The 14,421-nt window shown below is 46.7% G+C and carries 8 protein-coding genes and 1 tRNA gene; 1 reads left to right on the top strand and 8 read right to left on the bottom strand.

The window, feature by feature from the left end:
• Nucleotides 1-14: 14 nt before the first annotated feature.
• The 7 genes from V7S65_RS05480 to V7S65_RS05450 form a co-directional block, all read right to left on the bottom strand.
• Nucleotides 15-983: a FecR family protein gene (locus V7S65_RS05480; protein ID WP_336385937.1), complete on the bottom strand. Its 969-nt coding sequence runs from the start codon at nt 981-983 to the stop codon at nt 15-17.
• 48 nt (nt 984-1,031) lie between these two features.
• The gene (locus tag V7S65_RS05475; RefSeq protein WP_143313471.1) at nt 1,032-1,649 is read right to left on the bottom strand and encodes an RNA polymerase sigma factor; all 618 of its coding nucleotides are present in this window, start codon (nt 1,647-1,649) and stop codon (nt 1,032-1,034) included.
• 157 nt (nt 1,650-1,806) lie between these two features.
• Nucleotides 1,807-1,879, bottom strand: a tRNA-Thr gene (locus tag V7S65_RS05470).
• Nucleotides 1,878-3,215, bottom strand: a complete 1,338-nt coding sequence (locus tag V7S65_RS05465) for a hypothetical protein (RefSeq protein ID WP_336385938.1) — start codon at nt 3,213-3,215, stop codon at nt 1,878-1,880. The genes V7S65_RS05470 and V7S65_RS05465 overlap by 2 nt, the downstream gene beginning before the upstream one ends.
• Before the next feature lie 355 nt (nt 3,216-3,570).
• Nucleotides 3,571-4,671, bottom strand: a complete 1,101-nt coding sequence (locus tag V7S65_RS05460) for an endo-1,4-beta-xylanase (protein WP_336385939.1) — start codon at nt 4,669-4,671, stop codon at nt 3,571-3,573.
• 23 nt (nt 4,672-4,694) lie between these two features.
• Nucleotides 4,695-5,768 (bottom strand): glycoside hydrolase family 43 protein, encoded by a 1,074-nt coding sequence (locus V7S65_RS05455; RefSeq protein ID WP_336385940.1) that lies wholly within the window; start codon nt 5,766-5,768, stop codon nt 4,695-4,697.
• 30 nt (nt 5,769-5,798) lie between these two features.
• Nucleotides 5,799-7,775: a family 43 glycosylhydrolase gene (locus V7S65_RS05450; RefSeq protein WP_336385941.1), complete on the bottom strand. Its 1,977-nt coding sequence runs from the start codon at nt 7,773-7,775 to the stop codon at nt 5,799-5,801.
• Between the two features lie 319 nt (nt 7,776-8,094).
• On the opposite strand from V7S65_RS05450, the gene V7S65_RS05445 reads away from it, so the two are divergent.
• Nucleotides 8,095-12,198, top strand: a complete 4,104-nt coding sequence (locus V7S65_RS05445; protein ID WP_336385942.1) for a hybrid sensor histidine kinase/response regulator transcription factor — start codon at nt 8,095-8,097, stop codon at nt 12,196-12,198.
• Between the two features lie 61 nt (nt 12,199-12,259).
• Here V7S65_RS05445 and V7S65_RS05440 read toward each other — a convergent pair whose 3' ends face one another.
• Nucleotides 12,260-14,416, bottom strand: coding sequence for an endo-1,4-beta-xylanase (locus V7S65_RS05440; protein WP_336385943.1), 2,157 nt, complete (start codon nt 14,414-14,416; stop codon nt 12,260-12,262).
• Nucleotides 14,417-14,421: the final 5 nt, after the last annotated feature.

Here is a 14,421-nt window from a genome sequence, read left to right as displayed (position 1 = left end):
TTTTTGATTACATGTTACTTTGCATAGGTTTTGCTGTAAATGATTATTTTCCCTTTCTCATTTTTATAAGTGATACCGGTAAGACCGGTGAGTACTTTCAGTATATTATCCATTTTTTCCTGACGGAAAATGATGTTGTAATGTGTGGTATCGTCCGGTGTAGCATTTAGTTGTATCACAACAGGGTATTGACGTTGCAGCTCGGCTACCATTTCCGCCAGGGTATAGCCATTAAAATCCAGGACCTTCCTTTGCCACTGTCCTATCCGGGCGGTGTCTTCCCTGCCTTTCAATGCAATACCACCCCGTATGTCATACTGAAGCGATTCGTGGTGTTCCAGGAAAAAACGACGTATAGCCGTTCCATTTATTTCTACCTGTACCCTGCCACTAACCACGGCCACTTTAGTATTTTCATCCCCGGGGTAAGCGCGTACATTAAACGCTGTTCCCAGCACGGTAGTAGTTAATTTTCCATGATGCACCCTGAAAGGATGCGCCGGGTCGGGCCGGATATCAAAATAGGCTTCCCCCGTGAGTGTAACGTTTCTTTCATGACGCCCAAACCCGGCAGGGATCTCCAGCGTACTGCCTGCATTCAGCACCACGGTACTGCTATCGGGTAATACCAACTGCCTGGTACTTCCAACTTCCGTATGAACAAACATCAACGGCGCTGTACGATGGTACCTGGCATACATAAAACCTCCGGTACCGGCAAACAGCAACACTGCCGCAGCGGCATAAGAAATCCATTTTCTTTTTACCTGTCCCGATGGGACTATCGTTTTCCGGTGTATGTTGAGAAGGATTGTTTGCCCAAGCGCATCCCGCTCCGCGGGCGACAGGGATACGGATGACTGGTCGTTGAGCGTACTATACCAGTAAGCCACCCTTTCTTTTTCTGCGGGAGATGCAGTACCCTCCAGGTAACGCTTCAGCAGCGCCTTTATATCATTACTTTGCTGTTGTTGATGCTCCATACAGAGAGTATAATCTCCCTGAGCATATGCAGGTACCGCAAAAGTATGTTATGGAATTATTAAGTCGGTATAAGATGGCATGGCCAGCAGCATCATCATACATCCGAGGTAATGCTCATTTTCGTGCAGGCGCTTGCGTAGAATCCGAAGAGCAAGCGTAATATTATTCTTTACCGTTTGCTCTGAAAGCGACAATTTTCCTGCAATATCTTTCATACTGAGATTTCCCTCCCGGCTAAGCAGGTAAGGCATTTTAAGGCGATCGGGTAACTGCTCTACTTCCTGACGCAGGTGAAGTTCAAGTTCCTTCATATATAGCCGCGTCTCGGAATTACTCTCCATTTGCTGGTCTGTGGCCGATTCCAGCAGTATATCATTATAAATAGTAATGCCTGGTTTTGAAAAGTAATCTATTATGGCATACCTGGCTGCCTGATAAAGGTAGCTGCTGAAACGGCCACTTTCCCCGACATACAACTTTTCCCGGTTACTCCAGCAACCGACGAAAATATCCTGTACAATATCCTGTGCATCTACCTGCTGCTTGATCCTGGACCTTGTGTAGTCGTAAATACACTCCCAGTACCGCCTGACCAGCATAGTGAAAGCAGCATGATTTCCCTTCTGAATCAATAAGAGCAACCTGTGATCTGATAGCTTTTCCATATCCGTAGACAAACATAGAGAGATGATGTGAACTGAATATTAAGAAAGCTACGGGGAAGGAGAGAAAGCAGTAATATTACGGTCTTAAGCAGAAAAGCCATGAGTGCCGTCCGGTCATGGTTCTTCCTGTTTATGAACCTCCACCAAACAACCATTGTAACGGAGGCAGGGCTCGAACCTGCGTCTATCCGGATAACGTGCCGGAAGTTCTTCCACTGAACTACTCCGTTAATTTTGCCCGGGAAATAATGGCTTTACATCTTTTCCCGAAAAGTATTGATGTTGCTTCAATATTTTTGCAAGATAGGGATTAGAAACTGCAACGCCATGCACCAGCTCCGGTGTGGGCTTAAAAGCCACTACTCCATGCGGCCGTGGCGCTATCCACCCGGATTTTTCCGCATCCAGTCCTGCCGCCTTGCAGGCTGCTTCCACCTCACTGCGCCTACACGTTGCCTTTCCGGACAATACTTTCCAGGGCAGCGGAACCTTGTTCCATACCAGCAGATCCGGATCTCCACTGTTTCCGTTTAAGTAATGCCAGGCCGCCACATCGGCTGCGATTAACCGCATCACCTTGCCCGGGCACATCTCCTCCAGCACAAACTCCATCCCCAGGCCATAAAGCAGGTTGATCCAGCTGTCTCTCGCCTTGTTCCAGGCTCCTGCTGTATTGTTCCAGGTGGTGGAATCGTTTCCCGATTGCACCACCATCGTCTGGCGGTTAAAATCATTTTGCGTCCACAGTTCTCCTAAAAAAACTGCCACCTGCTCCAGCAGGCTGGTCCACTTGCCGAGTAAGATTCCCTGCTGATCGTTGCGGAGTTTCTCCAACACCGCCGGCTTAACATATACCTGTGCAATCGCCCACCAGTTGGTATGCTTTGCCCCCTGCCGGCAACGCTGGAAAAGCATATCGGCAATTTCATCATAAGGCCGTTGCTGCCCGCTCACGGTAAACTCGCTACGCAGGTTACAACGGGCCGTATAATAAGCAATAAAACAAGCGCTGTTTACATCTGCCATAAATTCTTCCCGCGTAATATCCTCCGCAAAGCCATGCTTACCTACCCGCTGGAAGAAATTCTTCTGCCGCTCGCGGATGAGAATCCCCAGTTTCTTTTCCAGATGACGTAGCGAGCGGAATAATTTATTGTACTGCCGCCTGGAAATATCAAGACCTGCAGCCGCCCGCCCTTCCCGGTTCAGCCGGTCCGTTTGATAATTACTGTAACCGGGTGTTTTGTGTATCAGCGGACTAACATTGGCTACAAATGCTTCTATAGCATCCGGATCATCATAAGCCCCCACCTGTAACTGTTTATCCAGTTTGAATAACTGAATAGCCTTATGCACCTGCTTCTCCGCACCTACTACTTTCGCAAACTGCTCCAGCATAGCTGTATACTGCCATACCGTATTACGCAAAGCCGCCGCCACGGCCTTTCCCAGTAGCTTCGCGTCTTTCCCGTTCAGGCGTTCCCCAAGCACATCCTGCACCAGGGCTGCCACATCCTCCGGCCTTTTCCGTAAATGAATTGTTTCGTATAGTGCTTCCAGTGTCAAGGCAAATAGTGTTTATGCAAATATGCATACTCTTCTGCGCAACTGAACTGCGTACTCGTTTTTTTTCCTGAATACAGTCCTTTTTCTTTTCATGTGGCCTATAACAACGGTATACACTATACCAGGCCCAGGCATACGCCAATATAGGATAAGCCGTAGATAACCCGTATATAAGCCGTATTTAAGCCGTAGATAAGCCGTACCTATACAGATACGGCTTATCTGCGCCTCATAGTCGTTTTATTACCACGTATAATCAGGGTTTGCCTGTAATAGAGGGGCTAAAACCCCTGCCTGGGTGGCAGGTATCGTATGCGCACAGCTCAATATCCGCATACTAAATCAAGGCCGGTCGCTAAAACCTGACAACAGACCAAAACGCTTTCTTTGGCTGCAGATCCTTGTCGAATAAAAGCGGATAGTCTTTCCGGCCACGTACCGGGAAATTATCCAGCCAGCTGTATCTGTCAGAAATATTCCAGAATGTTACGCCGGTCAACACATTACTATGCTTCCGGAAAATATCAAAACACATCCTGAATTGCTCGATCTGCTGTTGTTCTTTGGCAGCAGTGAAACCGGCTGCGCTGTCTTCCGGTTGCCTTTCCCGCATCTCATGCTCTTTCGGATAAACGGAGATATCGAATTCTGTAATCTGTAATTTCAGACCCAGGGTGAGGAAATCTTCAAATGTTTTTTCCAGCTGACCTTTTGAAGGCTCATTGATTGCCCAGTGGCCTTGCAGGCCAACACCATGAACCGGCACTCCTTTGCTCATCAAACCTTGCAGCAGCTGTATTATTTTTTTCCGCTTTACGGGGTTAATTTCATTGTAGTCGTTGTAAAACAACAATGCCTCCGGGTCGGCTTCATGCGCCCATTGAAATGCTTTCTCAATAAACTCTTCTCCACAGATCCGGTACCATGTGGAGTTCCGGTAAAACTCATCTTTATGGTCACTGATTGCCTCATTTACAACATCCCATGCATACACCGTGCCTTTGTATCTTTTTACAACCGTAGTGATATGATCTTTCATCCGCTGCAGTAATACGTCTTTAGATACCTGTTGCCCGTTGGCATCCTTAAAAATCCAATCGGCAACCTGCTTATGCCACACTAAAGTATGCCCGCGTAACTTCATCCCGTTCCGACGGGCAAAGGCCGCGATGGAATCGGCATCCCGCCAGTTATAGCGTTGCTCCTCAGGATGGATGGCGCTCATTTTCATGGCATTTTCAGCCGTTAAACTATTAAACTGGCGGACAAGTAAACCTGCTTCATCTGTTCGCAGGGCACGGGCCGAAACAGCCACGCCTATAGGAAAATAATCTTTGTAGTAATCTTTTAGTCCCGCTGTTTCAGGAACAGCTGCCTGGTGTGTACGATAGGCGAAGCAGCAAAAACTCACCGAAATAACGATCAGAGTAATGGCGGCATAGCTGGTATATTTCATATGAAAATTGTTTCATTAAATGGTTACTTAAATGCACTCAAAGGCTGAATAGTACCGTCGCTGTTATACTTCAGCTCTGTTACCTTCACATTCCTCAAATGCGTTTTGCCCGACAGTTGCGTATCATGGTAAAACAAATACCATTTATCGCCGATCTGAACAATGGAGTGATGATTGGTCCAGCCGTCGACAGGCTTCAGTATTATCCCCTGGTATTTAAACGGCCCATACGGACTATCCCCGATCGCATACACGATATTATGGGTATCGCCTGTTGAGTAAGAGAAATAGTATTTGCCTTTGTACTTATGCATCCAGGCGGCTTCAAAAAAACGTTTGTCGTTGTCTTTTTCCAGGAACTGGTGACCACTGCTATCCGTTATGCTCACTTCTACCGGATCACTCTCCAGGCTTTTCATTCCCGGGGAAAGCTTTGCCACACGCGGAAGAATGGCTACCTCATTTTTATCGCGCAGTTTCGCGGAAGAATCGTACCGGTTGTTGTTCCAGTTTTGCAACTGCCCGCCCCAGATACCTCCGAAGTATAAATAAAACGAGCCATCATCATCCCTGAATACACTCGGATCAATACTGTAGGTGCCTTTAACCGGATCTTTTTCTGCTGTAAATGGCCCCTCTGGTTGCGGAGAAGTAGCCACCCCTATTTTAAAAAGCCCCTGTTTATCTTTTGCAGGGAAATAGAGATAGTAAGTACCCTGTGAAAAAGCTGCATCCGGCGCCCACAGCTGTTGTGAAGCCCAGGGCACATCTTCCACCCGCAAGGCAACACCATGATCTGTTACCTTCCCCCCGATGGAATCCATAGAAAGGATATGATAGTCGGCCATCCTGAAATGATCGCCATTATCATTTTCCACGGTTTTGGTAGCAGTATCGTGAGATGGATAGATAAATATTTTGCCGTTAAAATAATGGGCAGAAGGATCGGCAGTATAGATATGAGACACCAGCGGCTGGGATGCATATTTACCGGCAGTTCCTTCAGTGACCGCGCGTCCGGCATTGGGCGGGCTACAGGCAGCCATATAAAAAACAACGCCCGCTGACAACAGGTACTTGAACGATATTCTATACATATTCTTTGGTTTAGATGAATAATAAGTAGCTTATAAACCTGCATGCTCTTTTCTTCCGGAGATCTCATTGGTAAAAGAAAACCAGTTAACACCTGTTACTCCACCGGTAAACTTAAATGTCAGCTGATGTTTTCCCGTGAGTTTTTTAACAGGGATGCTGATGGTGGTGTATTCCTTAGTCAACGCAGCAGGCAGCGTTACAGACGCATAGGGGTTCAATGTATCTTTATCAGCATACACCACAACCCGCCCCTGCCCGGGAGCCACCCGCAACAGGAGATATTGATACCCATTCTCAAAATCCACCTGGTTAAACCTGATCCACGCGCCATCGGTTAAATGGGTGATATCCTGATCGCCGGGATGACTCAAATCCTTGCTGGCAGCTACACGCGCAAGATGGATATCATCATACATCTCTGCCTGAACCAATGAAGAAGCTTTAAAGAGATTGGGCGGACCCTGACGGGTATTCATCCGGAACCAGTTAAAATCAACATAACCACCTGGCCGGACGGTGGCATAATTAAACAGCACAAACCTGTTTCCCGTAAACATCTTCAGGTCAAATTTCATGTTCAGCGTGTCCCCGACCGGAATAAATGCGCGGTTATCAAAACTATAATAAAAATGAGCCTGGTCCTTGATTGTGTTTACTGATGCTTTAAAGAAGATCTTATTCCTTTTCCCTAAAGCAACGCTATCAATGGTTTTCCCGGCATGCTTCATTACAATAAACTTTGCACCTTCCGCAGCCGTAACCCCTATTGAGGCATAAGGAATCTGCAATACAGCGAGACCCGCCATATCTCCCACCTGCATGTGGCTCACATCCAACTCCGTGGTGGCATCGGAAAACGGGCCAAACATCCGTTGCGTTAAAGAATTTCTTGCCTGGGGAAGATCTCCGGCAATACCGCTGGTAGTGAGCCGCAGGTAACCTTTGCGTTTAGTGAGCGACCAGGCACTGTCGTCCGGATTATGATTCCAGGCCCACTGAATGGCTAACATGTTCGTATTAAATTCGTCGCTGGTGGGGAGCACATGTACCGGTGAAACTATACCTGTATTGGGTTTGGCGTGGGTAACTACTGCCCTGCCATCTTTCCCTACCATTGGCCAGCCATCTATCCACTGAACCGGCTGCAGCGTGGGCACTCTTCCTACGCCTCCCCTGTCCTGGAAAATGACGCTCCACCATTCTCCTTGCTGCGTTTCAATCAATGCCCCCTGGTGAACACCCCTGCCATGAAGGTTCATATCATCTTTCAATACAATCTTCTCTTCATAGGGACCATAAATGTTTTTTGACCGCAGGCAGCACTGGTAACCATCTCCACCGCCATAAGTGGCGTAAATGTAGTAGTACCCGTTTATCTTGTAAACATGCGCTCCCTCCAGCCCGGGCCGTTGCACTTTGTCAAATACAACGCTATCCCTGCCTATTGGAGCGAGATTGGCATCCACTTCTGTTACCGATATCTTAGAATAGCCATGCGCCACATAGGTGCGCCCATCGTCATCAAAAAAGAGCCCTGCATCATAATACGGCCTGGCCAGCTTTCGTATTTCCCAGGGGCCTTCGGCTTTTGTGGCAGTACATAAAAAGCCGCCTTCATTCAGGGTAAGAAAAAGGATGTGGAATTTTCCATTGTGATAACGGATACTACTGGCCCACTGGCCTTTCCCATACCGGTTACCGCCATTTAAATCATAGAAAGGATGTTGTTTAAACTGCTGCACCGCATTGGAAGCATACTCCCAGTTCACCAGATCCGTTGATTTAAGAACAGGAACACCCGGGAAAAAATACATGGTGGTGGTTACCATGTAATAAGTGTCTCCAACACGGATAACATCATTGTCCGGAAAATCAGCCCAAATGATCGGATTTGTAAAGGTACCATCTCCATTATCAGACTGCTGCGCCTGAAGAGAAGTACCAATAAACAAGAGGGCCATAACGAGGAATTTTTTCAAACCGTTCGTGGTTAGATCTTTAAGCATCTTCAAAGAATTATACTATCATCTTCTGCCGTTTTGTCCACACTAGACATTTCGTCACTTACGTTACATTCAGCAAAACAAAAATACCCGGACTACCCTTCCGCCAATAGCTCATTTGTTGAAATTGATAGCACAATTGTCTTACAGACAATCATTTTTAGTGGAAGAAACACTTAAGGGATAAGGACAACGCATATATAACACCAGGAACACTTTTAAGATTGCTTTACAATACTTAAATTGGGAGATGAAATAGTTCCGGCAAAAGTTCCATGTACGAAAAGTTCAACCAACATCTTGTTTTTAACGACTGCCAAATATGTCTAAATATAAATTCACGTTTCTCTGTTTGTTACTATTCCTGGTGCAGATAAGTCGGGCTCAAACAAAGGAGATAAATTTCACCTCACTGGCCGCAAAAGACGGATTAGTGTCCAATGCGGTGAACTGCATCATCAAAGACCACTACGGCCTTATGTGGTTTGCTACCGACGATGGTCTGAACAAATTTGACGGTACCAACTTTACCGTCTACCGGCACAATCCCGGTGATTCTTCCAGCCTGAGGGCAAACGAGGTATTGGCGCTCCACGAAGACAAAAACGGTAACCTCTGGATAGGTACCAGTGATGGCGGTCTTAGCCTGTACGACCGCAAAAAGGACGCTTTTATCCACTTTCCTGTAAACGCCAACAGCCCCGAACTTCCCCCGAATGCGGTTATCATAGACCTCTGCAGTGATACGTCAGGCAGGGTGTGGATAGCGCAGTTCGAAAACCTGTTCCTGCTCGACCCTGCCACCCGTCATATTTCCAGGGTTAAACTTAATACGGGGAAAGACAGCCAGGAAGCCACCAAAACGCTCGGCTGTGTTTTGGCCGATAGTAAACAACAAATCTGGATTGGTACCACGATTGGCCTCTACCGGTATTCCCCGTCAACAGGCAGCTTAAAGCTGATATTTAATACTGCGAAGTTCAGTCCCCTGGACAATGACGTAAATGCTATTGCAGCCGATAAAAGCGGCCAGATCTGGGTAGGCACCTCCACTGGGCTATGCGTTATGCAACCCGATGGCTCCGGGTTTACTCCCTACACTCCATCAACCGGGAATGCTTTCATCAACAATGTGCAGGTGAACTGTATTGAGCCCGACGATGATGGCCAGCTGTGGATTGGCACACAGGAAGGACTGATCGTGCTGAATACCCGGACAAAAGCCGTTGATCGCTATCTTCCGGATAATGGAAATATTTACAGTCTTACCAGTCAGGCTATAAGGTGCACTTATATCGACAGGCAGGGAATTTACTGGATTGGCACCTTTCGCGGCGGTATCGATAAATACGATAAAAACCTGAACCTCTTCAATTTCAAACCCGGTACTATCTTTCATACATCCGACCGCAAATCGTCGATAGTAAGTGCTTTTGCAGAAAAGAGCGCAGAAGAAATCCTGATTGGCACCGACGGCGGAGGTTTGTTCGAATTCAACCGTGCTACCGGGAAAGCCCAGCCGGTTAATATTCCGCTGCCGGCAAACAATAACGTGTCTATCATGGCGCTTCAGTATACACGGAACAAAAAACTATACATCGGCACTTATGCTCATGGCCTGCTTATCTCCAACGGCCGCAATTATAAGCACCTGGTAAAAGGAACCGGCCGTGATAACCTGAATGCCAGTGATGTTTTTTGTATAAAGGAAGATAGTAAAGGTAATGTTTGGGTAGGCACCAATGGCGAAGGAGTGAATATATTAAGAAATGAAGAAGTGGTTGCCAGGTTTAGTCCGCACCCGGGACCCGGCATACCGGAAGAAAAAAAGCTCCCCTTTAATGGATACATCAGAACCATTGAAGAAGATGCAGCAGGAAATATCTGGATTGGCTCACACGGTGGCGGCGTTGGCGTGTATCAACCCGCTACCGGCAAATGGAATATCTATACCCAAGGCAACAGCCAGCTGTCGGGCGATAAAGTACAGGTGATATTACGCGACAGCCGCGGGAATATGTGGGTGGGCACCTATGGCGGAGGGCTGAGCCTTTTCGACAAAACCACCGGGCGGTTTATCAACTACGGGGAAAAAGACGGGCTTCAGAACACCACCATCTACCAGATCATTGAAGATAAAGCCGGTATCCTCTGGCTGAGTACTAACACCGGCATCAGCAGCTTTAATTTCGCCACAAAAGAATTCCGGAACTATACCCATTACAATGGGGTGCAAAATAATAATTTCGTACATACATCCGGGTTACGGCTGTCTGACGGAGATGTTATGTTCGGCGGACTCGAGGGCTTTAATTATTTTACCCCCTCCGGCTTAACGGTTAACAGGAATGTACCTGTTATCCTCCTCACGGACTTAAAAGTATCCAATAAATCAGTGATCCCTGGGGAAGACAGTCCTATTAAAGATCACATTTCTGTTGCCAGTGAGATCAGGCTTGAATACAAACAGAATTTTGCGCTCAGCTTCGTAGCACTGAATTATACCATCCCCAGGAAAAATTACTACGCTTACAAACTGGAAGGATTTGATAAAGACTGGAACTATACCGGCACCATCAACACTGCTTCTTACACGAACCTCGATCCGGGGGAGTATATCTTTCATGTAAAAGCAAGTAATAACGACGGCGTATGGAATACAAAGGATACTACGATAAAGATCTATGTACGGCCGCCTTTCTGGCGAACCATTTATGCTTACCTGTTTTATTTATCCGTTATCTGCGCACTGCTGTTGTATAGCCGGTACCGTGGCATTACCAGGATCAGGAAGAAGTTCCTGGCAGAACAGGAGAAACAGGAGATAAAGCGTGTTCGTGAGCTGGACCGGATGAAAATTAAATTCCTCACTAATCTCAGTCATGATTTCAGAACCCCTATTTCATTGATCCTGGGACCGGTGGAACAGCTAATTACCGATGAAAAAACCGGGAACAGGCTTGAAAAACTGAACATGATCAAACGGAATTCCAGGCGGCTGCTCAACCTCGTTAATCAACTGCTGGATTTCAGGAAGATGGAAGAACACGAACTAAAGCTGCAACTGACCAAAGGAGAACTCGTAACATTCATAAAGGAAGTGACTGATTCCTTCAGCGATTTTGCCGAAAGGAAAAAGATCCGCTTCACCTTCACCAGCGGTCCAAAATCCCTGTATGCTTTCTTCGACCACGATAAAATGGAACGTATTCTCTTTAATCTACTTTCAAACGCATTCAAATTTACCCTGGAAGAAGATGCGGTAACGGTTGAATTACAACTGCTGGAAAAGCCCGCTGATCCTGGTCTGCAATGGGTGCTCATCACGGTGAAAGATACCGGTATCGGTATCCCCAAAGATAAAAGAGAGAAGGTATTCGACCACTTCTTCCAAACCAACACCAGTTCTGCCATTCTTAACCAGGGCACAGGTATAGGATTGTCCATTACAAAGGAGTTTGTAAAAATGCATGGAGGCAACATTGAAGTGGAAAGCGAATCCGGGCAAGGTGCGGCATTCTTTATACAACTTCCGTTAAAAATAGCTGAACAACACGTTCCTCCTTCATCCCATCCGGAAGAAACGCAGCCCGGAATACCGGAGCAACAGGAGTTATCCGGTGTATCTCCAGCGGTGCAAAGTTTCTCAGAGATGTCCACCATTTTACTGGTGGAAGATAATGAAGACTTCAGATTCTATCTTAAAGATAACCTCCGCAACAGCTACAAGGTAATAGAAGCCATCAATGGAAAAGATGGCTGGCAAAAGGCACTGGCGCTGCATCCGCATCTGATTGTCAGCGATATTACCATGCCGCAAATGGATGGTATCAGCCTGCTGCAAAAACTGAAATCAGACAAAAGAACCAGCCACATACCGGTAATATTGCTTACCGCACTTACCAATGAAGCGCAACAGATATCAGGACTGGAAACCGGCGCCAACGATTACCTCATTAAACCGTTTAATTTTGAGATACTCCACGCGAAGATCCGGAACCTGCTGCATTTGAACCATACCTTAAAAAATACCTATACCAAACAAATAAAAATACACGCCCCTGAAGTACAGAAAGAGTCGACAGACGAGAAACTACTAAACAAAATCGTTTGCCACCTTGAAGAGAAGCTGACCGACTCGCAGCTCTCCGTGGAGAGCCTTAGTAAAGAAGTAGGAATGAGCCGGAGCTCCTTATACAATAAATTGCTGGAACTGACCGGCCAAACACCTGTTGAATACATCCGTTCCTACCGGCTCGAAAAAGCGATGACCCTGATGCAAAAAAGCGACATGACTATTGCCGAAATCGCTTACCAGGTGGGATTTTCCACGCCTAACTATTTCGCCAAGTCGTTTAAGAATAAATACAACATGCTCCCATCTGAATTTATAGCACGGGTTAAAAAAGGCGATACCGGTGAATAAAACAAGTCCCCGGCTATGTAAGCCGGGGACTTGTTATCAAAAATACTATAGGGTTTTGCTGTTATTTTGCGTTTGCCTCAAGCGCCTTCGCCACTGCGGCGTAGGAGAGCTTCCGTACAAAAGCCTCTGTCCAAAGCCCTATTGGCTCACCTGGCCGCCAGGAGGAATTCGCCCGGCTGTCTAAAGGGCTCCAGATGGTAATGCCATAGCGTTGCTTAGCAGGAATGAGTTCAAAATATTTATCAATTACGTACTTGTACATGTCTGCCTGTGCTTTATAATGTTCAGCAGTAGCCTCCGTTGTTTTTACGCCTACGCCAAGATCCAGTTCAGATACTTTTATCAGTTTACCTGTAGCAGCCAGCAGCTTAAACATTTCGGCTATATTTTCCTTACTGGTAGTGGTGCTGATATGCATTTGTGTACCAATACCATCTACTTTGGCGCCTTTGCTTTCTATGTAGTTCACATATGCAATCAGGCCACGGCATTTGTCGAGGCTGTATTCAAGATTGTAGTCATTGATAAAATGGATATCCGTGGCGTTGCCATATTGCCTGGCCATTTTGAACGCGGTTACGGCATAGTCCTTGCCCAGGTAATCCTGCCAGAAAAATTCATCCGCCGCTATATTCGGCCGGCCAGCAGCTGTCTTTAACTCATAAGGGTTATTATCATCCATTGGTTCATTTACAACATCCCATGCTTTCACGGTGGATTTTCCCGCTTCTACCATGCCATTCATCCATTTATCAAGTGCGGCTGTGAGGATGTACTTTTTTTCTGCTGCGGTTTTTTCCACGATGGTGGTAGTGCCGCCTGTAGCTTTGGCGTTTTTCAGTACCACATCATCGATGTAAACAGTACCGGCAAATTCACCATAGCTGAAAACCAGTCGTGTTCTGTCGGCAGCAGTAGCCGTAGTGGCAACACTCACCTGCTTCCATTCGGTAGTAACCGTCACCTGGCCATATCCATTGGAGGAATAGTTGGCGCTCTGCAGCTCCGGGCGGATTATTCCTTCGGCGGTTCCTTTTACCCAAAAGCTCAATTCATAAGTTTCCCCGTTATCCAGCGGGGCTGCAAAGTCATAGCTGGTTTGCACATCCCAGTAATTGGCAGCTTTTGCGGGATTGGTTACATAAAAGGCTTTGCCTTTGTTGCCAACACCCATGCCATCGGTAGTTACGCCACGGGAGGAGCTGCCACCCCAGCCTCCCCAGCCGCTTCCGGATTCAAAATCACCATTGGCAACGAGGTTGTTCACTACCGGTGCGCCTTGCGTATCGTATACATACAAATTGTTTACATCGATGTAATAAGTTACGCCGGCTTTGTATCCGAGGTCGAAATGCAGTTTAATATTATCACCTGAGAAATCATCTATCGTAAAGCGGATCTCTTTCCATGAAATCCCCGTGGTAAAGGTGGCTGTGGGCGTACCTGATTTGGTCCAGTCTACCGAAGGCGTATTATTATTCAATCCTTCAAAAGAGATCCTTCCTTCGCCGGGCACATCTGACTTTATATACATCACTACTTCATACTTATGTGTTTTGTTTATTGCAACACGCGGAGTGATTAACTGTAAGTCTGTAGCTGCCGACGAGCCTCCTTTTGATACCAGCTTAATGGCTTTGTTTCCGGTACCCATACCTTCGCCATCTGCTACCGAAATACCGGCTCCGGGATTTGCCAGGGTCCAGCCGGCAAGGCTTTTGTCTTTCAGCCCTGCAAGGTTTAAGTCGTTCTGATAAGCCGGAGACGTTACCAGCAAAGGACTGAGCAATCCCTTCAGATAGCTGGCATTCTGATTGGCATGCCACATCAGGGTATGACCGTATACCTGCATCCCTGATTCGGCGGCAGTTTGAAGCAGTGATTTTACTTTCACTAGGTTTAAACTGCCATCGGCCTGCACTACGGCGCCATGTTTCATTTCATAACCCAAAACAATTTCATCGAAGTTCCTGTTGGCCAGACGGTACATCACTCCTTTATCGAGATAATCCTGTAAACCAAGTGCCACGCCTAACTTAAACCCAGGCTGCGCCACGCGGTTAATGTAGCTTTTCAACGCAGGGTAAGCGTCAATATCTTCCTGGGCAGCGATGCTTTCAGGCTTATCCACGTTGAAGTCGAGCGCTTTATATTTACTGCAGGACGTAATGACAACAAACGTAATAAAGCTGGCGGCTATTTTATGAAGTTGATTCATATTAA

The sequence above is a fragment of the Chitinophaga sp. CCNWYY40 genome (genome assembly GCF_037483205.1).
GTDB classification, from domain to species: Bacteria; Bacteroidota; Bacteroidia; order Chitinophagales; family Chitinophagaceae; genus Chitinophaga; species Chitinophaga ginsengisegetis.
This window is presented reverse-complemented; position numbering and strand designations above follow the sequence as displayed.

Coding starts and splice junctions, on each gene's coding strand:
- V7S65_RS05455 (WP_336385940.1), bottom strand. CDS start 5,768: ATGTATAGAATATCGTTCAAGTACCTGTTGTCAGCGGGCGTTGTTTTT.
- V7S65_RS05440 (WP_336385943.1), bottom strand. CDS start 14,416: ATGAATCAACTTCATAAAATAGCCGCCAGCTTTATTACGTTTGTTGTC.
- V7S65_RS05475 (WP_143313471.1), bottom strand. CDS start 1,649: ATGGAAAAGCTATCAGATCACAGGTTGCTCTTATTGATTCAGAAGGGA.
- V7S65_RS05445 (WP_336385942.1), top strand. CDS start 8,095: ATGTCTAAATATAAATTCACGTTTCTCTGTTTGTTACTATTCCTGGTG.
- V7S65_RS05480 (WP_336385937.1), bottom strand. CDS start 983: ATGGAGCATCAACAACAGCAAAGTAATGATATAAAGGCGCTGCTGAAG.
- V7S65_RS05450 (WP_336385941.1), bottom strand. CDS start 7,775: ATGCTTAAAGATCTAACCACGAACGGTTTGAAAAAATTCCTCGTTATG.
- V7S65_RS05460 (WP_336385939.1), bottom strand. CDS start 4,671: ATGAAATATACCAGCTATGCCGCCATTACTCTGATCGTTATTTCGGTG.